We start from the raw sequence: 24,327 nt of genomic DNA on the forward strand, positions 1-24,327 counted from the left end.
CGTCCGTACGCGTGAACGGTCCACCGCGACCGTGGCTTGCACACGTTAAATCCAGTTTGGCGCACCTGCTAAGCGCCCGACGCATCGCTACTTTAAGGATGAATCGCCATGGCAATTCTGCAGTCCCGCGTTTCCCCGACTCTTTCCACACCCGCTGTCTCCTCGATCACCCCCGGTCATTTCCTGCTTGCTACCGATCTCGACGGTACCCTGCTGGCCGGCACCGCCGAAGCGCGGCGCCGCGTGCGCGAGCAGTTCACCGCCGCGCCGCGCAATGCCCGGCTGGCGTTCGTGACCGGCCGCGGCCTCGAATCGATCCTGCCGCTGCTGTCCGACCCGACGATTCCCATGCCGGACTACATCATCGCCGACGTCGGCGCCACCATCGTGCATGGCGCCGACCTGCAACCGGTGGGCAACCTGCAGCAGGACATCGCCGCGCGCTGGCCCGGTTCGCAGGCCGTGCTGAAGGCACTGGCCGGCTTTCCACGCCTGCGCCGCCAGAGCGTGCCGCAAGAGCGCCGCTGCTCGTTCGTGGCCAGCGAGGCGGACGTGACGCCCGCCCTGCGCGCCGCCGTCGAGGAGCTCGACTGCGACCTGCTGATGTCCGCCGGCGCCTACCTGGACGTGCTGCCGCGCGGCGTGGGCAAGGGCCCAGCGCTGCTGGCCCTGGCCGAAGCGGCCGGCATCGCGCCGTCGTCGATCGTGGTGGCCGGCGATACGCTGAACGACCTGTCGATGTTCGAGACCGGCCTGGCCGGCATCGTCGTCGGCGCCGCCGAACCAGCACTGGTACAGAAGCTGCGCCGCCGTTCCAGTGTGTACATCGCCACCGGCGAAGGCTGCGACGGCATCCTGGAAGGCCTGGTGCACCATGGCGCCCTGCCCCGCGCCGGCCAGCCGGCACCGGTGGCCGGCGCGCATGGCGACGCCGACCTGGTGATGGTCTACCACCGCCTGCCGTTCGACGAGGTGACGGAAAACGGCGTGCAGTCGCGGCGCCGCCCGAAAAGCCCGAACGGCATCATCCCCACGCTGCTGCGCTTCTTCGCCGGCAGCCGCAAGGGTTCCTGGGTGGCGTGGTCGCAGCAGGACAGCCGCGCGCCGGAAGATTTCGAGACACACGTCGCGGTCGACGAAGTGGCCTACCCGCGCCTGCGCGCCGCGCGCGTGGCGCTGACGGCGCAAGACGTGGACCTGTTCTACAAGAAGTTTTCCAAGGAGGCGTTCTGGCCGATCATCTTCTCGTTCCCCGACAAGGCCGAGTTCAACGCCGCCCATTGGGAACGCTTCCTGGAAGTGAACCGCCTGTTCGCCGAACAGACCGCGCGCGAAGCGGCCGACGGCGCCGTGGTCTGGGTGCACGACTACAACCTGTGGATGGTGCCGGCCTTCCTGCGCCCGCTGCGGCCGGACCTGCGCATCGCCTTCTTCCACCACACGGCGTTCCCGTCCAGCGACGTGTTCAACATCCTGCCATGGCGCCGCGACATCATCGGCAGCCTGCTGCAATGCGATTACGTGGGCTTCCACATTCCCCGCTATGTCGAGAACTTCGTCGACGCGGTGCGCTCGTTCGCGCCAGTGGAACGGGGCCCGGCGGTGCCGTGCGCGCCGCGCTTCCTCACCTACGGCTGCGCGCTGGGCGTGGACACGATGACGACGTCGATCGAGGCGGGTGGCCGCACCGTCGCGCTGGGCGCGCATCCTGTCGGTACCGACGTGGCGCTGATCGAGGGCCTGGTCAGCCAGCCGCAAGTAGCGGAGAAGACCGCCGCCATCGAGGATTACCTGGGCGGCACCACCGGCATCGTCTCCATCGAACGGCTCGACTACGTCAAAGGCTCGCTGGAAAAGCTGCAGGCCTTCGAACGGCTGCTGGAACGGCACCCTGAACACATCGGCAAGGTGACGCTGCTGAACATCATCACGCCGGCCGCGCCGGGCATGGAGATCTACGACAGCCTGCGCGTGGAAGTGGACCGCGCGGTGGGCCGCATCAACGGCCGCTTCTCCACGCTGGACTGGGTGCCGGTGCGCTACTTCTACCGCTCGCTGCCGTTCGATGAGGTGATCGCCCATTACGCCGCCTGCGGCGTGGCCTGGATCACGCCGCTGCGCGATGGCCTGAACCTGGTGGCCAAGGAATACGTGGCGTCGCGCAAGGCGGCCGGGAAATCCGGTGTCCTGATCCTCTCCGAGTTCGCCGGCGCCGCCGTGGAACTGCACGGCGCGCTGCTGACGAATCCCTACGATGCCAATGCCATGACGGCCACGCTGCACCAGGCGCTGACGATGGGTGAAGAGGAACGCGCCTATCGCACCGCGCGCATGGCCATGATCGCCACCGAGCACGATGTGGCGCGCTGGGGTCGCGATTTTCTCGAGGCGGTGATGGATACCGGCGCGGACGAGGAACGGGCGGCCGCGTGATGGGACGCTGGCGGGCGTCCGATGACGGCACCGCCTTGCGCATGCAAATCTTCCTGGGCGGCGTGGCAGCCGCTGGAGAAGCGCCGTTCGATGCGCCTGGTGTCGGACGGCTCGACGTGCGTGGCACGCCAGGCGAACCCCAAGTGCAAACCCTGGGTCTGACCCGGCGGGTCAGACCCCTGCCTCTGCCGTTGGGTTACATCAGAAAAACTGCCGCCACTCGACGAGCCACTTGGGGAACTCGTCCACCGGCATCGGGCTGGCGATGTAGTAGCCTTGCGCGTAGGTGCAGCCGAGGCCTTGCAGGAAGTCCCAGTCCTGCTTGGTCTCGACGCCGACGGCGCACGAGGTGCGGTCCAGGCTGCGCGCCAGGCCCAGGCACGATTTCAGCACGGTGCCGATGGCGCGCTTGCGGGAGGCGCCGTCGACGAAGCTGCGGTCGATCTTCAGTTCCGAGAACGGGATCGAGGCCAGCAACTGCAGGTTCGAGCGCCCCGTGCCGTAGTCGTCGATGGCCAGGCCGAAGCCCATCATGCGCAGGCGCAGCAGGCGTTCCAGGAAGTGCGGATCGGTCTGCAGCACCGACGATTCGGTGATCTCGAAGGTGATGTAGCCGGGCAGGATGCGGTGCCGTTCCAGGCAGGCGCCGATCTGGGCGATGAACTGCGGGTGCGACAGCGTGCCCGGATCGACATTGATCGAAAACGAGACCGGCATGCCCTGGTCGTGCAGGGTGCGGCAGGCCGCCACCGATTTCTCGATCATGCTCCAGTCGAGGAAATCGATGCGCCCGGCCGCTTCCAGCGCCGGCATGAAGGCCGCCGGGCCCAGCACGCCGAGCTTCGGGTGCCGCCAGCGGGCGAACATCTCAAGCCCCTTCACCTGGCCGGTTTCCAGCTCGATCCTGGGCTGGAAGAAGGGATCGAACTCGCGCGCCTGCAGGCCCTTGCCCACTTCGGCGAACGTGAACGGCGTGACCGGCGCCCCCGCGGCGGTTTCCGGCGGCCGCGTGTAGTTGGCGACCAGCGCTTCCAGGCGCGGCGCGGAGACCGGCTTGGCGACGGCGCCCAGCAGGTCGACCCCGTAGGCCAGCGCCATCGTCTCGACGGAAAACAGGATGTCGCCGCTTTGCGCACCGACCACGATCAGGCCGGCGCGGCAGCGGTCTTCCGCCAGGCGCCGGATCAGTTCCAGCCCATCCATGCCGGCCAGGCCCAGGTCCATCACGACGATATCGATCGCCGGCGCCGCGCCATGCAGGGCGCGCAGCGCGGCGTGGCCGTCCGGCGCAAAATGGATGTGCTGCGCGCCGGCACTGCGCAACAGCCCGGCCAGCAGCTCGCGCTGCACCGGTTCGCTTTCCGCCACCAGGAACTGCAATGCGGCGATCTCCATGCTCCCTCCGTTTCAGCCGGCGCGCGCCTGGCTTTGCCTGACCTGTTCGAAGAAACACACGGCCGCGCAGGCGGCCACGTTCAGCGATTCCACTTCCCCCAAGTGCGGGATCACGACCTTGTGGCTGGCCAGCGCCAGCAACTCGTCGGACACGCCCTGCCCTTCATGGCCGAATACCCATGCCACCGGCCGCTTCAGGTCGACGTCGTACAGCTTCTGCTTCGCATAGCCGCTGGTGGCCAGCGTGGCGATGTTCGCGCCGGCCAGCAACGGCGCCAGCGCCACGTTCTCGTAAATCTCCAGCACGAAGTGCGCGCCCATGGCGGCACGCAGCACCTTCGGCGACCAGCAGAATGCCGTGCCGGGGCTGCAGTATATCTCGCCGATGCCGGCGGCCGCCGCGCTGCGCAGGATCGAGCCCACGTTGCCGGGATCCTGGATATTGTCCAGCAGGACCGCATTGGCCGCCAGCGCCGCCGGCACGGCCGGGCGCGGCATCTCGACCAGGAACAGGATGCCCACGCCATGCTCGACCTGCGACAGCGGCTCGTACAGCGCGTCGGGCAAGTGCAGCACGCGGCCGTGATGCGCCTCCAGTTTCGCCACCAAAGCGACGATTTCAGGATGGCGCAGGCCGCTGTCGCTGACGATGCACTGTTCCGGCTGGCCGCGCATCCGCAGCCAGGTTTCGCACAGGTGCACGCCGTCGAGCAGCGTGCGGCCGGCCTTGCGCAGCGCGTGCGCATTGGTGGCCAGGTGCTTCAGTTCCTTGTACTGCGCGTTGTCGCGCGAAGAGATTGTCTTCACTGCGTGTTCTTCATTGAGTGGATGTCAAAACGCCAGCTCCAGCAGTTCGCGCACGGGGGCGAAGGAGCGCCGGTGCACCGGCGTCACGCCGTGCAGCTTCAGCGCTTCGAGGTGCTGCGCCGTGCCGTAGCCCTTGTGCTGGTCGAAACCGTATTGCGGATACTTCCTGTGCAGCTTGCGCAGCGCATCGTCGCGCGCCGTCTTCGCCAGGATCGACGCGGCGGAGATCGATTCGATCTTGTCGTCGCCATCGACGATGGCGATGGTCTGGATCTTCATCACCGGGCACTTGTTGCCATCGATGAGGGCCAGCGTGGGAATCGTCTCGAGCGCATGCACGGCCCGCTTCATGGCCAGCAGCGAGGCCTGCAGGATGTTCAGCTTGTCGATCTCCGCCTCGGAGGCCTTGGCGATCGCCCAGGCGATGCAGTCGCGCTTGATCAGCGGCGCCAGCTCTTCGCGCCGGGCTTCGGTGAGCTTCTTCGAGTCGCGCAGGCCGGCGATGGGCCGTTCGCGGTGCAGGATCACGGCGGCCGCGTACACGGGCCCGGCCAGCGGGCCGCGGCCCGCTTCATCCACGCCGCAGATGATCTCGTCGAGGGAATACGGCAGGTCGTCGAACAGGCCGCCCTGCGGCTCATTGCTCATTGCATTGCCCTTTGCGCTGCCTTTTGCGCTGACTTTTGCGCTGACTTTTGCGCTGACTTTTGCGTCATCCAGTATGGTCACGTGGTTCTTCCTATGACTTTCAATACGGCCTCGGCGCTCGCCTCGGCGGAGTTGCGCAGCAGGCTGTGGTGCATGTCCGTGAAGCGCCGGATCAGGTTCGCACGGTGCGCCTCGTCCGTCAATTGCTTCCACAGATGGTTGGCCAGCGACTCGGGGCTGGCATGGTGCTGCAGCAGCTCGGGCACCAGGAACTCGCGCGCCAGGATGTTCGGCAGGCCGATCCAGGGCTGGTACCCCATGTGCCGCATGATTTCCCACGAAGCGCGCATCATCCGGTAGGCGATGACCATCGGCTTCTTGTACAGCGCCACTTCCAGCGACGCGGTGCCGGAAGCCACCAGCACGGCATCGGCCGCGCAGATCGCCGCGTGGCTTTCGCCATCGAGCAGCTGGACCGGCACGTCCTGCAGGCCGGCCACCCGCACCAGTTTGGTGAAGTATTCCTTCTGCTTTTCGCCCGCCATCGGCGCCACGAAATGCAGCGACGGCTCGCGTTGCAGCAGCAGCTTCGCGGCGCCCATGAAGGCCGCCGTGTTGTACTTCAGCTCCCCCATCCGGCTGCCCGGCATGATGGCGACCACCCTGGCGTCGTCGGCCAGGCCGAGGTGGCGGCGCGCCGCCGTCACGTCCGGCACCAGGGGGATCAGTTCCGCCAGCGGGTGGCCCACGTAGGTCACCGGCACGCCGGCCTTGCGGTAGATCTCTTCCTCGAACGGGAAGATCACCAGCATGTGCGAGACATTGCTGACGATCTTCTTGATCCGCCCGCCGCGCCACGCCCAGATCTGCGGCCCGATGTAATGCATGGTCGGGATGCCGGCCGCCTTCAGTTCGCCCTCCAGCCCCAGGTTGAAGCCCGGGTAGTCGGCGCCGATGAACACGGCCGGCCGCTCGGCCAGCAGGCGGTCGCGCAAGGTGCGCTGGATGCGTTTCAGTTCGCGGTAGCGGGGGATGATCTCGAACAGGCCGCGCACCGTCATCGTCTCCAGCGGCACGTCCGACTGGAAACCCTGGGCGATCATGGCTGGTCCGCCGATGCCGTGGAAGCGCGCCTCGGGCAGGTGCGGCCGCAGGCCGGCCAGCAGGCGCGCGGCCAGCATGTCGCCGGACGGTTCCCCGGCGACGATGGCGATGGATGGCTGCCCGGGCGCCGCGGTGGCCGCCTTGGCGCTTCCTTCACGCATCTCAGCGGACGATGCCACGGGAGGCGGTATCGAGGAAGGTGCGGAATTCGCGGATCTGCGCGGCGGCATCGGGCGTGGCCCGCTCCTGCTCGAGCAGCGCCGCCTTGGCCTCTTCCAGCGTGTGGCCCGAGCGGTACAGGATCTTGTACGAGGTGCGCAGCGCGTTGATCTGCTCGCGCGTGAAGCCGCGGCGCTTCAGGCCTTCGATGTTGATGCCGTGCGCCTGGGCCGGATTCCCGTTCAGCAGCACGAACGGCGGCACGTCCTGCGTCAGGCTGGTGCTCATGCCGACGAAGGCATGGGCGCCGATCTTGCAGAACTGGTGCACGTTGGCATAGCCGCTCATGATGACCCAGTCGCCGATCTCCACGTGTCCCGCCATTTGCGCGTTGTTCGAGAAGATGGTGTTGTTGCCGACCACGCAGTCGTGCGCCAGGTGCACATAGGCCGAGATCCAGTTGTCGTTGCCCAGCTTCGTCACGCCCTTGTCCTGCACCGTGCCCAGGTTGAACGTGCAGAACTCGCGGATCGTGTTGCGGTCGCCTATTTCCAGCCGCGTCGGCTCGCCATGCCATTTCTTGTCCTGCGGCGGCGCGCCGATCGACGAGAACTGGAAGAACTTGTTGTCGGTGCCGATCGTGGTGTGGCCCTGGATGACCACGTGCGGGCCGACCCAGGTACGGTCGCCGATGACGACATCGGGCCCGATGATCGAATACGCGCCGATCGCCACGCCCTCGCCCAGCTGTGCCCCCGAATCGACGATCGCGGTTGGATGAATGGTCGTCATGCTGCCTCCTTCTGTTGCCCCACCGGCTTACGCTGCGTCGGCGGTGTTACGGATGGTGCACATCAGGTCCGCCTCGACCGCGGTCTGGCCGTCGACGCTGCCCACCGCCTTGTACTTCCAGATGCCGCGCGACACGCGCACGATCTCGACATCCATCTTCAGCTGGTCGCCGGGGCCCACCGGGCGCTTGAAGCGCGCGTTGTCGATGCCCACGAAGTAGACCACCGAATTCTCGTCGGGCTTGATGCCCATCGTCAGGAACGACAGGATGGCCGCGGTCTGCGCCATCGCCTCGATCATCAGCACGCCCGGCATGACCGGCTTGTGCGGGAAGTGGCCGTTGAAAAATTCTTCGTTGACGGTCACGTTCTTGATGGCGGTGATCGTCTTGTTGGCTTCCCAGTTCAGCACCCGGTCCACCAGCAGCAGCGGGTAGCGGTGCGGCAGCAGTTCCTTGATCTGGTTGATGCACAGGGTCTTGTTTTCAGCAGTGGTCATGATTCGTCTTCTTGCTCGTTGGTTTTGTTATTGATCGTCTTGATCGATTTCTCGAGTGCGCGGATCTTCTCGCGCATGGCACCCAGGTTCCGCACGATGGCCGCGGATTTCTCCCATTCGCTGTTTTTCGCCAGCGGGTAGAAGCCGGTGTACTGCCCCGGCTCCATGATCGAGCGCGACACCATGCTGGCCGACGACACGTGCACGTGATCGACGATCGTCAGGTGGCCCAGCACCATCGCCGCGCCGCCGAACGTGCAGTACTTGCCGATCTTCGCGCTGCCGGCCACGCCCACGCAGCCGGCCATGGCCGTGTGCGCGCCGATGTGGCAGTTGTGGCCGATCTGGATCTGGTTGTCGAGCTTGACGCCGTCCTCGATGACCGTGTCGGCCAGCGCACCGCGGTCCACCGTGGTGTTGGCGCCGATATCGACGTCGTCGCCGATCACCACGCGGCCGACCTGCGGGATCTTGATGTAGACCCCGCCTTCATTGGCGAAACCGAAGCCGTCGGTGCCGATCACGGCGCCAGAGTGCAGGATGCCACGCGCGCCGATCACGCAGCGCGCGTGAAAGGTGACGTTGGCGAAGAAGTGCGTGCCCTCGCCGACGACGGCTTCGCGGCCGATGAAGCAGCCGGAATCGATCACGGCATGGGCCTTGACGATGGCGCCGGCCTCGACCGTTACATGCGGCCCGATATGGGCCGTGGCATCGACCTGCGCGGACGGGTCCACGTACGCCGTCGGGTGGATACCCGGCGCCGGCACGTGCGCCGTCAGCGCCTCGAAATACTGCGCGGCGCGCGCGAAGTACGCATACGGGTTCTTCGTGACGATGCGCGCGCCGGCGTAGGCCTGGGCGACGAGCGGGTCATCGTTGGGCGACAGGATCAGCGCGGCGGCGCGGCTCTGCCCGGCCTGCGCGCGGAATTTGCTGTTGGAGAGGAAACTGATGTGTGAAACGCCGGCGTCCGTCAATGGCGCGATCCCCACCACCTGCAGGTCGGGGTCGCCGATCAACTCTCCGCCGAAGCGCTCGACCAGGTCTCCCAGTCGAATGCCCATGAACTATCCAATCAAAAGTGGAAAAGCCGGCCAGCCCACCGCAGAGCGACAGGCTGGCCGGCGTTTCGGTGATTACTTGTCGAGTGCCGCCAGCACCTTGTCGGTGATGTCGATGCGCGGGTTGGCCCAGACGGCATCCTGCAGCACGATGTCGAACCCTTCGGTCAGGGCCAGCTGCTTGATGATCCGCGTGGCCTTCTCGGCGATCGCGGCGCGCTCCTCGTTGGTCCGCTGGGACAGGTCTTCGCGGAATTCACGCTGGCGGCGCTGGAGATCCTTGTCCAGCTCCACCACTTCGCGCTGGCGCTTGGCACGGTCCAGTTCACCCAGCGTGGGCTCGTCCTTCGTGTATTTTTCGGTGGCGGTCTTCAGGCGCGCACCCAGTTCGTTGAGGGCCTTCTCGCGCGGCGAGAATTCTTCCTTCAGCTTGTCGCCGGCCAGCTTGGCCAGCTTGGATTCGTTATAGATGCGCTCCGGGCTCAGCCAGGCGATCCGCGACGACTGCGCATTCTGCGCATGCGCGGTCCCCAGCGCGGTCCCCAGCACCAGCGAGCCCAGCGCCATGATGGCGAACAGCTTGCCAAGCGTGGCAGATGCAGTCTTCAAGATGATTCTCCTCTACTCAATTGCCCCGACATCACCCGATGCGCGCCATTGCCGGCATCAGAAGCCGGTACCCATCTGGAACTGGAAGCGCTCCAGGCGGTCGCCAAATATCGGGTTAATAGGCTTAGCATAACTCAACTTCAGCGGGCCTACCGGGGAAATCCAGCTCACGCCAAGACCGGTCGAGAAGCGCAGCTCGGACAGGCGCATCTTGGCCCCTTCCTGGTAGACCTGGCCGCCATCGAAGAAGGCGAACCAGCGCAGGCTGCGGTCCTTGCCCTGGCCGGGGAACGGGAATTGCAGCTCGGCATTGCCGATCAGGCGCGAGGCGCCACCCAGCGCGTCGCCGTTGGTGTCGAGGTAACCCAGCGACGAGCTGTAGTAGCCGCGCACCGAGCCGATACCGCCGGCGTAGAAGTTCTTGAACACCGGATACGGCCGGTCGCCGATGCCGTGGCCATAGTCGAACTCGCCCTTCAGCGCCAGCGTGGCCCAGCTCGTGATCGGGCGGTACCACTGCTGCTCGTAGACGGCGCGCACGTATTTCGAGTCGCCGATCAGGTCGATCTCCAGGTTGGCGCGCTGGTAGCGGCCGATGGTCGGCGTGACGGCGCTGTCGCGGCTGTCGCGGCCCCACGCGATCGTCAGCGGCACCGAGTTGGACGATACTTCGCCCTCGCCGCTGGCCGGGCCGCCCAGGTCGCGCACGTACTGCTTGAAGTAGTTCGGGCTGGTCACGTCGGTCTTGATCGTGGCGCGTTCCAGGCCGATGCCGAAGAACACGGTATCGACTTCGGAGAACGGCACGCCCCAGCTGACGCGGCCGCCGGTCTGCTTGATCGAGTACATACCCGTGTTGACGGCCGGCGGATCGAAGGTACGCAGGTACAGCTCGTAGCTCTGCGACACGCCGTCGTCCGTGTAGTACGGATTGGTCTGCGAGAAGGCGATCGTGCGGCTGTACTTGCTGGTGTTCAGTTCCAGGCCCACGGTGTTGCCGGAGCCGGCGAAGTTGGCCTGCTGGATCGAGGCGGACAGGCTGAACTTCTCGGCCTGCGAGAACGCGCCGCCGATCTGGAAGTTGCCGGTCGGCTTTTCCACCACCGTCAGGTTCACGTCCACCTGGTCGGAAGTGCCCTGCGCTTCCGGCGTGTCGACCGTCACGTCCTTGAAGTAGCCCAGGCGGTCCACGCGGTCGCGCGAGAGCTTGACCTTGTTGGCGTCGTACCAGCTCGATTCGAACTGGCGGAATTCGCGGCGGATCACTTCGTCGCGCGTGGTGGTGTTGCCCTGGATGTTCATGTGGCGCACGTAGGCGCGCTTGCCCGGATCGATGAAGAACGTGAACGCGACTTCGCGCTTTTCACGGTTCACTTCCGGGTTGGCGTTCACGTTGGCGAAGGCGAAGCCGAAGTTGCCCAGGCGGTCGGTGATCAGCTTGTTGGTGGCGGTCAGGCGCGCACCGGAATACGTTTCGCCCTTCTTCAGCAGCACCAGCGAACGCAGTTCGTCTTCGCGGCCATACATCTCGCCTTCGAACTTGATGTCGGAGACGGTGTACTTCTCGCCTTCGGTGATGTTGATGGTGAGGTAGATGTCCTTCTTGTCCGGCGTGATCGAGACCTGGGTGGAATCGACGTTCATCTCCACGTAGCCGCGGTCCAGGTAGAACGACTTCAGCGATTCCAGGTCGCCGGTCAGCTTGGTCTTGGAATACTGGTCGGCCTTGGTGTACCAGCTGAACCAGCCGGACGTGTTCAGTTCCAGTTCCTTGCGCAGCTCCTTGTCGGAGAAGACCTTGTTGCCGACGATGTTGATCTGCTTGATGCGGGCGATCTCGCCTTCGTCGACATTGAACATGATCGACACGCGGTTGCGCTCCATCGGCGTGACCGTGGTGGTGACCTTCACGCCATACAGGCCGCGCGACAGGTATTGCCGCTTCAGTTCCTGCTCGGCGCGGTCGACGGTGGCCTTGTCGAAGGTCTTGGCTTCGCCCACGCCGATATCCTTCAGCGCGGTGACCAGCATGTCCTTCTCGAATTCCTGCGTGCCGGTGAAGTCGACCTTGGCGATCGCCGGGCGTTCCTCGACGATGACGACGAGCACGTCGCCGTCCTTTTCCAGCCGCACGTCCTTGAAGATGCCGGTCGCGTACAGCGCCTTGATCGTGGTGACGGATTTATCGTCGCTGAACGTTTCGCCCACGCGCACCGGCAGGTAGCTGAACACGGTGCCCGCTTCGGTACGCTGGATGCCTTCGACGCGGATATCCTTGACGACGAAGGGTTGGACGGCGAAAGCGCTGCCGGAGCAGAAAGCCAGTACAGCGGCGCCGATCAGTGTGCGGCGAAATGAAGGCGAGGCAAAGCGGTCAGAAATGAATTTCATTGGCATTAAAATTGGCTCGGAAGCTGCTTCGCGATAATCCGGACAGCACCTTTCGACACCTCGCCCGCAATCATTCCGAACCAGCTTCCCAAATACGAGACTGCACACGCGGCCAGGCGGATCACAGCAACCGCGCGACATCGTTGAACACAGCGAGCGCCATCAAGGTCACCAACAACCCGACACCCAGACGCTGTGCAATCTCCCCAAAACGCTCCGGCACCGGGCGCCCAGTCAAAACTTCCAGCGAATAATACAGCAAATGGCCGCCATCCAGAACCGGTATCGGGAGCAAATTCATCACCCCAAGGCTGATGCTGACGACTGCCACGAAGGACAGGTAGCTCGCCAGGCCGATGCGTGAACTCTGGCCCGCGTAATCGGCGATCGTGATCGGTCCGGTGACGTTCTTCCACGAGACCTCGCCGATGATCATCCGGCCGATCATGCGGACCGTCAGCACGCTGGTGTCCCACACCTTGCGCGCCGCCTTGGCCACGGCGGCGAACGGCCCGTCGGCCACGACGATCATATCCGGCCGGCCCAGCAGCTCGACCTTGATCTTACCGACTGTTACACCGTCTTTACCGGCCACCGCTTCGGGCACCACCAGCACCCGCACCGTTTCGCCATCGCGCCGCACGTCGAGCTGCACGGTGCGTGCCGCGGCCTCGCGGATGGCGGCGCTGAACGCGCCGATATCGAGCACCGGCTTGCCATCCATCGCCACCACCTGGTCGCCGCCGCGCAGGCCGGCACGGGCACCGGCGCCGGCCGGATCGACCTTGCCCAGCACGGGCGCCGGCAGCCAGATGTTGAAGCCCAGCTCGCCCGGCACGTCGCCGTCGAGGTCGACGGCGCGCAGCGTGGCGGCAGGCACCGTGAACGTGTAGCGGCCGCGGCCCGGCCGCTCGGCCTCGATGCGGGCGCCCTCGCCGTCCTTCGATGCGACGACCGCTTCGATGAGCTGCCAGCGCAGCTCGGACCAGCCGGCGACGGCGTTGCCGTTGACGGCGCGGATCACGTCGTCGCGATCGAGGCCCGCCAGCGCGGCCGGCGTTTGCGCGCCGGGCGCAGCGATGCGCGTGGCCGGCTCCTCGATGCCGACCATGTACAGGCCGGCGAACAGCACGATCGCCAGCAGGAAGTTGGCGATCGGCCCCGCGGCCACGATGGCGATGCGCTTCCACACGTTCTGCCGCGTGAATTCGCGCGGCAGGTCGGCGGCGGGGATGTCCTTCACATCCTGGTCGCGCGCGTCGAGCATCTTCACGTAACCGCCCAGCGGCAGCGCGGAGACCGCCCATTCCGTCTGGTCCGGACCGATCTTGCGCGACCACACCACGCGCCCCATGCCGACCGAGAAGCGCAGCACCTTCACGCCGCACCAGCGCGCCACCAGGTAGTGGCCCAGTTCGTGGATGACCACCAGCGTACCCAGTGCAACGAGGAAGGCGGCGACCGTCTGCAGCAGGTTCATGGCGATAGTCTCGGGTGGAATTCAGGTGAAGTTGAAAGGCGGGTCGGCTGGAACCCGGTTCAGGTCAATGCGCTCGGGTGAAATTCGGCCCGGTGAGTTCAGCCGGGTAAGATTCAGCCAGATGAGATTCAGCCAGCTGGAATTCAACCAGGTGAAAATCAGCCGGGGCGAATCCAGCAGGCGTGAATCTCAGCCGGCTGAAATCCGGCTGGATCAATCTCAGCCTACCGAGTGTAACCCGGTCAGGCGCTGGCCGCCTTCTGCGGATGGCCGAGGGCGGCGATGGCGCGTTCGGCCGCGGCACGCGCCGCCGCATCCTGCGCCATCACGGCATCGATCGACGACGCCGGGCCGTGCGGCAGCGCATCCATCACGCCGGCGATCACGCGGTCGATCTGGCGGAAGCCGATGCGCTCCTCGAGGAAGGCTTGCACGGCCACTTCGTTGGCCGCGTTGAGCAGCGCCGGCGCGGTGCCGCCGGCGTTCAGGGCGTCGTACGCCAGCGCCAGGCACGGGAAACGGTTGAAGTCGGGCTTCTCGAACTGCAGCGTGCCGACCTGCGTGAGGTCGAGCTGGGCGACACCCGAGTCGATGCGTTCCGGGTAAGCCAGCGCATTGGCGATCGGCGTACGCATGTCCGGGTTGCCCAGCTCGGCGATCACCGAACCGTCGGCATACGACACCATCGAGTGGATCACCGACTGCGGATGGATCACGACCTCGATCTGCGCGGCCGGCGCGCCGAACAGCCAGTGCGCCTCGATCACTTCCAGGCCCTTGTTCATCATCGTGGCGGAGTCGACCGAGATCTTGCGGCCCATCACCCACTTCGGGTGCTTGCACGCTTCGGCCGGCGTGACGGCATCGAGCGTTTCCACGGCGCGCTTCAGGAACGGCCCGCCGGAGGCGGTGAGCAGGATCTTGGTGACGCCGGCGGCCGCGGGCACGCGGCGGTAGTCGGCCGGCAGGCACTGGAAGATGGCGTTGTGCTCGGAGTCGATCGGCAGCAGCGTGGCGCCGCTTTCCTGCACGGCATCCATGAACAGCTGGCCGGACATCACCAGCGCCTCCTTGTTGGCCAGCATGACTTTCTTGCCGGCCCGCGCGGCGGCCAGCGTGGGCGCCAGGCCGGCGGCGCCGACGATCGCGGCCATCACGCCATCGACTTCGCCGGCGGCGGCGATGTCGCACAGCGCCTGTTCACCCCACGCCACCTGGGTTGCCAGGCCCATCGCCCGCAGCAGCGCGGCCAGCTGGTCCGCCGCGTCGGCGGTGCCCACGACGGCCACTTTCGGCTGGAACTGCCGGCACTGCGCGGCCAGTTCCTCGACCCGGCTGTGCGCGGACAGCGCGTACACGGTGTAACGGTCGGGATGGCGCGCGATGACGTCGAGCGTGGAGACGCCGATCGAGCCGGTGGCGCCGAGGATGGTGATGCTTTGCATTGTCATTTCCTTTGAGACTCGCCAGGACCGGCGATGGCCGGACATCGCGCCGCCACCGGTGCTCGTGGCACGGCGCGAGGCCACGTCGACGCCAGGGCCGATGCCGGCATGTACGCGTTACAGCCAGCCGCCGATCAGCGCCGCGATCGGCAGCACCGGCACCAGCGCATCAATACGGTCGAGCACGCCGCCGTGGCCGGGCAGCAGGTTGCTGCTGTCCTTGAAGCCGGCGCGGCGCTTCAGCTGGGATTCGAACAGGTCGCCGACGATCGACGCGCCGACGATCACGGAGAGCGTGACCAGGGCAATGCCCCAGCCCAGTTTCGCCTGCATGCGCACGGCGAAGGTATCCTGCAGCCACGGCTGGTATGGCGCGGCCAGGATGGTGGCGATGGACAGCACGAGCACGGCGATCCAGCCGCCGATCGCGCCTTCGACCGACTTGCCGGGTGAAATCGAGGGGGCCAGCTTGCGCCTGCCGAACTTCTTGCCGGCCGCATAGGCACCGATGTCGGCGATGAACACGAGCGCCATCGCGGAAACCAGGTACAGCGCGGAACGCTGGAACAGCACGAGGATCGCCACGAAACACGAGACCACCGTGGCCGCGTACACCATCGCCAGCAGCGTGTTGCCGAAGCCTTCCAGCGGCGGCAAGCCCACCTTCAGCGACGGGAAGAAGCGCAGCAGCCAGATCGCCACGCCCAGCGCGAGCCAGAAGCGGGCCTGCTCCAGGCCGGCGTTGAAGAAGAACGTGTAGGCGAACGCCACCGTCCAGCAGGCCGCGACGACGATGGGTGCGCGCAGCTTGAACAGCCGGAAGCTTTCCCAGGTGACGGCGAGGAACGCGACGGCGACCAGTGCCTGCACGGCCGGCAGCGAACCGGAGAACAGCACCGCCACCAGCACGACGAACAGGATGACGGCAGTAATGATCCGGGTTTTCAGCATGCTCGTTGGTGTTGTTATTTTTTCAGTTGTTCGCCGGTGCGGCCGAAGCGGCGCTCCCGGTGCTGGTAGGACGCAATGGCTTCGTCCAGCTTCTCGGCGGTGAAATCGGGCCAGTACGTGTCCGTGAAATACAGCTCGGTGTAAGCCAGCTGCCACAGCAGGAAGTTCGAGATGCGCTCTTCGCCACCGGTGCGGATGAACAGGTCCGGCTCGGGCGCATACGCCATGGCCAGGTGCGGCGCCAGCTGCGCTTCGGAGAAATCCGTGGCGCCGGGATGGGCCGCCACCATCTTGCCGATTGCCTGCATGATATCCCAGCGGCCGCCATAGTTGGCGCACACGGTCACCGTGAGGCGGGTGTTGTTGGCAGTCTTGCGCTCGGCGGCCGAGATCATGTCGCGCAGCTTGCCGTCGAAGCGGGACAGGTCGCCGACCACCTTCAGGCGGATGTCATTGGCGTGCATCTTGGCCACTTCGCGCTCGAGCGCCGTGACGAACAGGCGCATCAGCAGGGACACTTCCTCTTCCGGGCGGCGCCAGTTTTCCGAACTGAACGCGAACACCGTCAGGTACTCGATACCGCGGCTGACGCAGGCCTCGACGACGGTGCGCACCGCCTCCACGCCCTTGACGTGGCCCGCCACGCGGGGCAGGAAGCGCTTGGTGGCCCAACGGCCGTTGCCGTCCATGATGATCGCCACATGGCGCGGCACATTCGGTACATCGGGCACCGCGGTCGTCGAACTGGTATATCTCATTAGTAACGCTTTTACGCCAAAAGATGAACTGTACAAAAAAAACCGGGGACAGGCACCTATTTTTCAAGAAATATTTTCTTGATAATGGGGCTCCTCGATGTTGCGGAGAGCGCTTGCGAACCGGGGTCTGTCCCCGGTAAGTGCCGGCTCTCGCGCTCGCAAGCAACTAAACAGGGGACTGACCCCAGATTTTTGCCGGCATTGCGACGGCGCAGGCAAAAATCTGGGGTCAGTCCCCTGGAAAAACCGGTGGCAAGCGCTGGAGCCTTCACTTACCGGGGACAGACCCCGGAACTCAACCGTTCTTTGCTGCTTCGGGTGTTACACCGTCAGCACTTCCTTCTCTTTCTCGGCAACGATCTTGTCGATGTCGGCAATCGCCTTGTCGGTCAGCTTCTGCACGTCGTCGGAGGCGCGGCGCTCTTCGTCTTCCGAGATGGCCTTGTCCTTGGTGAGCTTCTTGAGCTGTTCGTTGGCGTCGCGGCGGATGTTGCGGACGGCGATCTTGGCATCCTCGGCTTCGCCCTTGCACAGCTTGACCATTTCCTTGCGGCGCTCTTCGGTCAGCGCCGGGGTCGGCACGCGGATCGTGTCACCCTGGGCGGACGGGTTCAGGCCCAGGTCCGAATCGCGGATCGCTTTTTCGATCGCGGCGCCCATCTTCTTTTCAAACGGGGTCACGCCGATGGTGCGGGCGTCGATCAGCGTCAGGTTGGCCACCTGGTTGATCGCCGTGGGATTGCCGTAGTAATCGACCGTCACGTGGTCGAGAATGCCCACGTGGGCACGGCCGGTACGCACTTTTGCCAGGTCGCTTTTCAGCGTTTCCAGCGATTTCGCCATCTTGTCCTGGGCGTTCTTCTTGATGTCAGCGGTAGACATGCTGCTCTCCTGTGTTTTTACGAATTCTGTTTGATCTATGATAGCGCCTCGGGTCAGCGCATGACCGTCGCGAGCGGCAGCAGTTGCGATTGAAGCACGGAGCCGTACTCAATGTACGGCGAGTACTGGAGATCGCCAATGCAACGCGCAGCAGGTCAGGCGCGACCCCCTCACACGTGGACGAGGGTGCCTTCTTGCTCACCCATGATCACGCGCATCATCGCGCCTGGCTTGGTGATCGAGAAGACCTTGATCGGCAGCTTCTGGTCGCGGCACAGCGCGAAGGCGGTGGCGTCCATCACCTGCAGCTGCTTGGCGATCGCTTCGTCGAAGCTGATGGTGTCGTACAGCGTGGCTTCCGGGTCCTTCTTCGGATCGGCCGTGTACACGCCGTCGACCTTGGTGGCCTTCAGCACGATCTCGGCCGACATTTCCGAACCGCGCAGCGCGGCGGCGGTATCGGTGGTGAAGAACGGGTTGCCGGTGCCGGCCGCGAAAATGACGACCTTGCCTTCTTCCAGGTATTGCAGCGCCTTCGGGCGCACGTAGGGCTCGACGACCTGCTCGATGCCGATCGCCGACATCACGCGCGCGACGACGCCCACGTGGCGCATCGCGTCGGCCAGGGCCAGCGCGTTCATCACGGTGGCCAGCATGCCCATGTAGTCGGCGGTGGCGCGGTCCATGCCTTGGGCGCCAGGCGCCACGCCACGGAAGATATTGCCGCCGCCGATCACGACTGCCAGTTCCACGCCCAGTTTCGCGACCTCGGCCACGTCGGCGACCATCCGCTCGATCGTGCCGCGGTTGATGCCGTACGGGTCATCGCCCATCAGGGCTTCACCGGACAATTTGAGGAGGACGCGCTTGTAGGCTGGTTTTGACATGAGCTGGGGCTCCTAAGTAAATGTATTCGGTGACATCCCGGCGGCAATGATAGCTGTAAAGCTCCTTGTGCCGGGGTGGTGCTCCAACCGTGCGACCTTCTCGAGGGACGGATGGATATTGCGTTCGGTACAGAGTCGCGGGAAGGCATTGTGGGGCACCCTTGCACCCCCAACGGCGAAGTACAGGGGTCAGACCCGGCGGGTCTGACCCCGGCTTCTGCCGGTGGGTATTGCTTGAGGCCATGGGCGCCGTGGCAATTCCCTGCTGCGAACTCTAAAAAAACGGGCCTTGCGGCCCGTTTATTTGATTACGCTCCCTTGGAAGCAGCCATCTGGGCTGCCACTTCAGCGGCGAAATCGTCCACTTTCTTTTCAATGCCTTCGCCCACCACGTACATGGTGAAGCCTTTCACGGTCGCGTTGGCGGCCTTCAGCATCTGCTCGACGGACTGCTTGTCGTTCTTCACGAATGCCTGGTTCAGCAGCGACACTTCCTTCAGGTACTTCTGCACGGAACCTTCGAGGCGCTTGGCGACGATTTCCGGCGACTGGGCAGGCTTGCCTTCGGCGGCGGCCTTGGCTGCGTCCTCATCGGCCTTGGCCTGGGCAACCGAGCGCTCTTTCTCGATCATTTCGGCAGGCACCTGGTCCGCGGACAGCGACACCGGCTTCATTGCGGCGATGTGCATGGCGACATCCTTGCCCACCTGGTCATCGGCGCCTTCGAAGTCGACGATCACGCCGATCTTCGTGCCGTGCAGGTACGACGCCAGCTTGCCGGTCGTCTCGAAGCGCTGGAAGCGGCGGATCGACATGTTTTCGCCGATCTTGCCAACCAGGGCGGAGCGCACTTCTTCCAGCGTCTGGCCGGATTCGGTCGGCAGCGCCAGCAGGGCAGCCACGTCGGCCGGGTTCTTCTCGGCAGCCAGGCGCGCGGCGGTGTTCGCCAGTGCCAGGAAGTCGTCGTTCTTGGCGACGAAGTCGGTTTCGGAGTTCACTTCGACCAGGGCGCCCACGTTGCCCGAGATGAATGCTGCGACAACGCCTTCAGCGGTCACGCGCGCGGAAGCCTTGGCTGCCTTGCCGCCCAGCTTGACGCGCAGGATCTCTTCCGCCTTGTCCATGTCGCCGGCCGCTTCGGTCAGGGCCTTCTTGCATTCCATCATCGGTGCGTCGGTCTTCGCGCGCAGTTCGCCGACCATTGCTGCGGTAATCGCTGCCATATGTTTTCTCCTGTATTCGGTGGGGTTGCCGGGGCGGCGCCTTGCGGCAGCCTGCTCATCCGGCGTCTCGTTAAAAAAAAGGGGAGCCGGAAGCCACCCCTTTTTTCTAGGCTAAATTAACAGCCTAATGTGTAGTGCCGATGTCCGCCCGGAGACGGACATCGGGACCGGCCTTGCTTACGCCTGCTCGTTGACTTCCACGAACTCGTCGCCTTCTGCCGTCTTGATCGACTCCAGCACTTCGGTCGACGCGTTGGCACGGCCTTCCAGGATCGCATCTGCCACGCCGCGGGCGTACAGGCTGATTGCCTTGGACGAGTCGTCGTTACCCGGGATGACGTGGGTCACGCCGGCTGGCGAGTGGTTGGTATCGACGATGCCGATGACCGGGATACCCAGCTTCTGGGCTTCGGTGATCGCGCCTTTGTGGTAGCCGACGTCGATCACGAAGATCGCGTCAGGCACGCCGCCCATATCCTTGATGCCGCCGATGGACTTCTGCAGCTTTTCCATTTCACGGCTGAACAGCAGTGCATCTTTCTTGGTCAGCTTTTCCACGGAACCGTCGGCCACTTGCGCTTCCATGTCCTTCAGGCGCTTGATCGAGGTCTTGATGGTCTTGAAGTTGGTCAGCATGCCGCCCAGCCAGCGCTGGTCGACGTAAGGAACACCTGCGCGCTGTGCTTCGGCGGCGACGATGTCGCGTGCCTGGCGCTTGGTGCCCACCATCAGGATCGTGCCACGGTTGGCGGACAGTTGGCGAACAGTCTTCATCGCCTCCTGGTACAGCTCCATGGTCTTTTCCAGGTTGATGATGTGAATCTTGTTGCGGTGGCCGAAGATGAACGGAGCCATCTTTGGGTTCCAGAATCGGGTTTGGTGACCGAAGTGGACGCCGGCTTCCAGCATTTCACGCATCGTTACAGACATGTTTTACTCCAGGGTTGGGTCTGGAACCAGCTCAGTCACCCTTGCGGGCACCCTTGCAGAGCAGGTTCGAGTTTATTAAAAAGTGGGGTTTTTACAACATTGCAAGGAACGAGTCCGAGCAACCCGGCATTTTAGCGGAAGACCGGTAAACAATCAAACGTTCTTCTTGTGCATCGCCAAGGCCGGTCGTCCGCTCCCCGCTCAGAACTGGTACCTGGCCGTCAGCCTTGCGCCACGCGGCGCGCCCGGCATGTTCAGGTTCGGCGCGCTGCCATGCCCGGACACGATATAGCCGCGGTCGAGCAGGTTGCTGACATTGAGCTGCAGGTCGATGGCGGCGATCCGGTAACCCACCATCGCGTCCACGGTCGCATAGCCCGGCAAGGTCACGGTGTTGCCCGGGTTGGCGAAGCGCTCCCCCACAGCGACGAAGCCCACGCCGGCACGCAGCGCCGCGCTGAACGATTTCGCGATCCACAGGTTGGCACTGTGCCGCGGCGCCAGCGTGGCACGCTTGCCCTCCACGGGCACGCGCTTGAGCACGTTGTCGCTGCTGTCCAGCGCCGGGGACGACGTGACTTTCGCATCGAGGAACGAGTAGCCGGACCAGACCTGCCAGCCTTGCGCGAACTGCCCGGCCAGCGTCAGCTCGAGGCCGTCGGAACGCTGGGTACCGACCGGCACCAGCGTATTAGTGACGGGATCGGTGAACTTGACATTGGTCCGCTCCAGCCGGAACAGCGCGGCGGTCGCGGAAACGGCGCCGCCCAGGAAATCGAACTTGCCGCCGATTTCCTTGTTGGTGGTTTCCTCGGGCGCGATCTGGGCATTGTTCGCAGCCAGCGGGAAGTTCTCGGCGGAGGGCTGGAACGAGCGGCTGAACGACGCATAGTACGACTGGCTCGCGCCCGGCTGCCAGACCAGGCCGGCGCGCGGGCTCCAGTCCGCATCCACGCGCTGCAGGTTCGACTGCCCTGCCCGGCGCTCGCGGGTTTCCTGCTCGAAGCGGTCGTAGCGCACGCCGGCCAGCGCCTTCCATTCCGGCGCCAGCTCGATCAGGTCCTGCACGTAGGCGCCGCGCGTGGTGAAGATACCCCGGTTATCCGTGGCCGGCGCCGCATCCACCGCCAGCGGCAGCACGGGCAGCACCGGATTGAACAGTGCAACGGTGGCCACGTTGCTGCGTGAGCGGTTGACCTGGTCCTTGTCCTGCTTGCCCACCTCGACGCCGTACAGGATCTTGTGGGTCATGCCGGCCAGCGACGCGGTATGCGTGACTTCCGTCTGGTTGAACCAGCCCTTTTCTTCGCGGCGCAGGTTGGTGCGGTTCAGCGAAGCCGTCAGCGCGGCCTCGTTGACGGCGCCGACCAGCGTATTGTTGCGCGACAGCGTGTAATCGTACTTTCGGAAGGCGTTGCGGATAGCAAGCCGGTCACTGAAGCGGTGCTCCAGCGTGAACCCGCCGGCCGTGACCTCGGCGTGCGAGTAATCGGCATCGCGCGCGTTGGCGGCACCATAATACGTGCCGGCCGGCACCTCCACGGGGCGCCCCTGGAACGACGGGATGCCGAAGTCGGTCACCCGGCGATCGGACAGGTGCTCGGCCTGCAGCAGCAGGCTCGTGTCCGCACCCAGCGGCACCATCAGGGATGGCGCGATCGCATCCCGGTCGAGGAATTGCTGGTCGCGGTAGCCATCGGCCCGCTCGACCGCGCCGGTCACCCGGAACGCCATGCCCTTCCCGCCCAGCGTGCGCGCGATGTCCACTTCGCCGCGCCGCCCGTTGTGACTGCCCACGCGCACGGTCACCTCGCTGCGGTCGATCCCCGGCCGCTTGGTGATGCGATTGATCAGGCCGCCGGACGAGCCGCGTCCGTACAGCACCGCCGCCGGCCCTTTCAGCACCTCGATCCGTTCCACGTTCGACATGTCGCGGAAGTACAGCGCATCGTCGCGGAAGCCATCCACGAACTGGTCGGCAATGGCGGAAAAGCCACGCAGCGTGACCTGGTCGCGCTGGCCATCGCCATGCGACAGGCCCACCCCGGGCACGGACTTCATGGCATCTTCCATCGACAGCACCGCCTGGTCGCGCAGCAGCTGTTCGGGGATCACATTGACGGTCTGCGGGATGTCGCGCAGCGGTGCTTCGATCTTCATGGCGCTGGTCGAGGCGGGCGGGTTGTAGGCCGCCGCGTCGGCGCGGGCACCCGTGATGGTGACAACGGCCGGCTGGCCCTCCACCGGCGCATCGGCCGGACCGGCCAGCGCGGCGCCATGGACAAGCAGCAGCACGGCCACTGCGACGGGTGTCTGTTTCAGGATCATTGTTGTTCTCTCTCTCGATGGAGCATCCGGCACGACCACGGCGGGCACACACAAATGCGAATAATTATCATTCATATTATTTCATGAATGCTAACTTGTGGCAATGTGTGGCAGCCGATGGGTAGCAGGCGATGAGCGCCCCGGGCTATCGGACGGCGCCGTACGGCTCAGCGGCGTATCCTGAATGCCCCTATCTTCTGGAGGTGGACATGGAATCGAGCCGACTCGAGCAACTGGAACAAGGGCTGCGGCATGCACTGCAACTCGTCGAACGCGACGAAAGCGGCGCACAGGGCGAACTGGAACGGAGCCACCCCGCGGCGAGGGCCGCCGAAGCGGCGGAAATGATGCTGCCCGAGCCATTGACCCTGGCCTCGCTGGCCGAAGCTATCCGCCACAAGATCGACACCGTCCAGGTGTTGCTGGAGCGCGCGCGCGGGCACGAGAAATTGCCGCCCGATGCGCAACTGGCGGCGGACGAAGGGTATATGACGGGTGCCGACGACCTGACGCAACACCGCGCCGGTTCCTGACCGCCGCGTTACCGGCACGGACGACCGGCGCGGCGTCCGGCGCCGCCCTGCCCTCCTCGCGCCACATAGAGGACATCGCGCCGCATCGCGGCGCAGCCTCGCCGCCAGCCTTGGCCTGCCGCAAGGCCGGCGCCGGAAATTTCGATATTTTGCTCCTGAGCACAATTCTCAGGAGTAATCATGGCAGTCGTTTTCCCGCACCACGCCCGCTGTCACCGGTGGCGTACAGCAACCAGCCTGCTGGCGCTGACAACCGCCCTCCTCCTCGCTATCGGCCGCCCGGCCTGCGCCGCCGCCGAATTCCGCGACCGCAGCGTGATCGGCCACTGGAAGCTCGTCGCCGTCCTCGACCTTGCCTCGATCGCTTCGCTCGATGCGGCGGAAGCGAAAACACTGCTGGGGAAGACCCTGGCGATCAGCGCGACGGACGTGAAGGTGGACCAGGAAGTCTGTCCCGCGCCGGAGTTCTGGGCGGAACGGGTCGCACCCGAATCGCACATGCAGGCCAAACTCCACTCCAGCGCGCAACGGTTGCGGCTGCCGAACCCGGTCACCATGATCGAGCTCGGCTGTACGGATGTGTATGTCCGGAATCCGGGCCAGCTCGTGCTGCTGTGGGGCGGCGCCATGTTCGACGCCGTGCGGATAGACCCCGAGGGCCGGCGACGGCCGGCTGATTCGCTGGCCGGCAAACCGCAGGCTCGCAATATCAAGTCCGCCAACCGCCAGGAAGTAGGCGACCGTCAAAAGCCCGGCGAGCTTCACAAGACCGGCAAGGCCGGAAAAGCAGGCAAGGCAGGGAAAGCCGGCGAGGCCCGGGAAACCGGCAGCGTCCGGAAAATCAACAAGGTGCGGAAACAGTGGAAATACCCGCATCGGCAGGCAGGCAACGGCGCGCCGGGCACATTTGCCAACGAACTGTTCTAGCGATGGCGCTGGCCCGCTACGCAAAATAATTCGCGCAGTCGCGATCAGGACCCTTGAAAACCGGCTAGAATCATCCATATACC

At 65.1% G+C, this 24,327-nt stretch carries 21 protein-coding genes; 3 read left to right on the top strand and 18 right to left on the bottom strand.

Annotated elements, in window-relative coordinates:
* Positions 1-108 precede the first annotated feature (108 nt).
* Positions 109-2,433 carry a glucosylglycerol-phosphate synthase gene (gene ggpS, locus OU994_RS20705; protein WP_281607473.1) on the top strand — a complete coding sequence of 775 codons (2,325 nt, stop codon included), beginning with the start codon at positions 109-111 and terminating at the stop codon, positions 2,431-2,433.
* Between the two features lie 201 nt (positions 2,434-2,634).
* On the opposite strand, the gene OU994_RS20710 is transcribed toward ggpS, so the two are convergent.
* The 18 genes from OU994_RS20710 to OU994_RS20795 all read right to left on the bottom strand — a co-directional run bounded on the left by OU994_RS20710 (position 2,635) and on the right by OU994_RS20795 (position 22,784).
* Entirely contained in the window at positions 2,635-3,828 is a 1,194-nt protein-coding gene (locus OU994_RS20710; RefSeq protein WP_281607474.1) for an EAL domain-containing protein, read from the bottom strand.
* 12 nt (positions 3,829-3,840) lie between these two features.
* Positions 3,841-4,635 (bottom strand): RNA methyltransferase, encoded by a 795-nt coding sequence (locus OU994_RS20715; RefSeq protein ID WP_281607475.1) that lies wholly within the window; start codon positions 4,633-4,635, stop codon positions 3,841-3,843.
* Positions 4,636-4,659: 24 nt separating this feature from the next.
* Positions 4,660-5,283, bottom strand: a complete 624-nt coding sequence (gene rnhB / locus OU994_RS20720; RefSeq protein ID WP_281607476.1) for a ribonuclease HII — start codon at positions 5,281-5,283, stop codon at positions 4,660-4,662.
* 77 nt (positions 5,284-5,360) lie between these two features.
* Positions 5,361-6,548: a lipid-A-disaccharide synthase gene (gene lpxB / locus OU994_RS20725; RefSeq protein ID WP_281611678.1), complete on the bottom strand. Its 1,188-nt coding sequence runs from the start codon at positions 6,546-6,548 to the stop codon at positions 5,361-5,363.
* A gap of 1 nt (position 6,549) precedes the next feature.
* A complete protein-coding gene (lpxA, locus tag OU994_RS20730) occupies positions 6,550-7,338 on the bottom strand; it encodes an acyl-ACP--UDP-N-acetylglucosamine O-acyltransferase (RefSeq protein ID WP_131145288.1) in 789 nt (262 codons plus the stop codon).
* Positions 7,339-7,365: 27 nt separating this feature from the next.
* Complete coding sequence (fabZ, locus tag OU994_RS20735; protein ID WP_131145287.1) at positions 7,366-7,836, bottom strand: 3-hydroxyacyl-ACP dehydratase FabZ; 471 nt, start codon at positions 7,834-7,836, stop codon at positions 7,366-7,368.
* Entirely contained in the window at positions 7,833-8,903 is a 1,071-nt protein-coding gene (gene lpxD / locus OU994_RS20740) for a UDP-3-O-(3-hydroxymyristoyl)glucosamine N-acyltransferase (RefSeq protein ID WP_281607477.1), read from the bottom strand. Before lpxD ends, fabZ begins: the two co-directional genes overlap by 4 nt.
* A gap of 72 nt (positions 8,904-8,975) precedes the next feature.
* Positions 8,976-9,509, bottom strand: coding sequence for an OmpH family outer membrane protein (locus OU994_RS20745; RefSeq protein ID WP_229420795.1), 534 nt, complete (start codon positions 9,507-9,509; stop codon positions 8,976-8,978).
* Between the two features lie 57 nt (positions 9,510-9,566).
* Positions 9,567-11,900, bottom strand: a complete 2,334-nt coding sequence (bamA, locus tag OU994_RS20750) for an outer membrane protein assembly factor BamA (RefSeq protein WP_131145285.1) — start codon at positions 11,898-11,900, stop codon at positions 9,567-9,569.
* A gap of 121 nt (positions 11,901-12,021) precedes the next feature.
* Positions 12,022-13,380: an RIP metalloprotease RseP gene (rseP, locus tag OU994_RS20755; protein ID WP_281607478.1), complete on the bottom strand. Its 1,359-nt coding sequence runs from the start codon at positions 13,378-13,380 to the stop codon at positions 12,022-12,024.
* A gap of 242 nt (positions 13,381-13,622) precedes the next feature.
* Entirely contained in the window at positions 13,623-14,825 is a 1,203-nt protein-coding gene (gene ispC, locus OU994_RS20760; RefSeq protein ID WP_281607479.1) for a 1-deoxy-D-xylulose-5-phosphate reductoisomerase, read from the bottom strand.
* Between the two features lie 117 nt (positions 14,826-14,942).
* Positions 14,943-15,776, bottom strand: coding sequence for a phosphatidate cytidylyltransferase (locus tag OU994_RS20765; RefSeq protein WP_281607480.1), 834 nt, complete (start codon positions 15,774-15,776; stop codon positions 14,943-14,945).
* 14 nt (positions 15,777-15,790) lie between these two features.
* Positions 15,791-16,534 carry a polyprenyl diphosphate synthase gene (gene uppS, locus OU994_RS20770; RefSeq protein WP_281607481.1) on the bottom strand — a complete coding sequence of 248 codons (744 nt, stop codon included), beginning with the start codon at positions 16,532-16,534 and terminating at the stop codon, positions 15,791-15,793.
* 321 nt (positions 16,535-16,855) lie between these two features.
* Complete coding sequence (gene frr / locus OU994_RS20775) at positions 16,856-17,416, bottom strand: ribosome recycling factor (protein ID WP_131145280.1); 561 nt, start codon at positions 17,414-17,416, stop codon at positions 16,856-16,858.
* 170 nt (positions 17,417-17,586) lie between these two features.
* Positions 17,587-18,303: a UMP kinase gene (gene pyrH, locus OU994_RS20780; RefSeq protein ID WP_131145279.1), complete on the bottom strand. Its 717-nt coding sequence runs from the start codon at positions 18,301-18,303 to the stop codon at positions 17,587-17,589.
* Between the two features lie 308 nt (positions 18,304-18,611).
* Positions 18,612-19,526 (bottom strand): translation elongation factor Ts, encoded by a 915-nt coding sequence (gene tsf, locus OU994_RS20785; protein ID WP_131145278.1) that lies wholly within the window; start codon positions 19,524-19,526, stop codon positions 18,612-18,614.
* Positions 19,527-19,703: 177 nt separating this feature from the next.
* Positions 19,704-20,456, bottom strand: a complete 753-nt coding sequence (gene rpsB, locus OU994_RS20790) for a 30S ribosomal protein S2 (protein ID WP_130188838.1) — start codon at positions 20,454-20,456, stop codon at positions 19,704-19,706.
* A gap of 201 nt (positions 20,457-20,657) precedes the next feature.
* Positions 20,658-22,784: a TonB-dependent siderophore receptor gene (locus OU994_RS20795; protein WP_281607482.1), complete on the bottom strand. Its 2,127-nt coding sequence runs from the start codon at positions 22,782-22,784 to the stop codon at positions 20,658-20,660.
* 209 nt (positions 22,785-22,993) lie between these two features.
* Here OU994_RS20795 and OU994_RS20800 point away from each other — a divergent pair, with 209 nt between their 5' ends.
* Both OU994_RS20800 and OU994_RS20805 read left to right on the top strand, forming a co-directional pair.
* Positions 22,994-23,317: a hypothetical protein gene (locus tag OU994_RS20800; RefSeq protein ID WP_131145276.1), complete on the top strand. Its 324-nt coding sequence runs from the start codon at positions 22,994-22,996 to the stop codon at positions 23,315-23,317.
* Positions 23,318-23,497: 180 nt separating this feature from the next.
* The gene (locus tag OU994_RS20805; RefSeq protein ID WP_281607483.1) at positions 23,498-24,244 is read left to right on the top strand and encodes a hypothetical protein; all 747 of its coding nucleotides are present in this window, start codon (positions 23,498-23,500) and stop codon (positions 24,242-24,244) included.
* Positions 24,245-24,327: the final 83 nt, after the last annotated feature.

The organism is Pseudoduganella sp. SL102 (assembly GCF_027856995.1).
Classification (GTDB): Bacteria; Pseudomonadota; Gammaproteobacteria; order Burkholderiales; family Burkholderiaceae_D; genus Rugamonas; species Rugamonas albidiflava.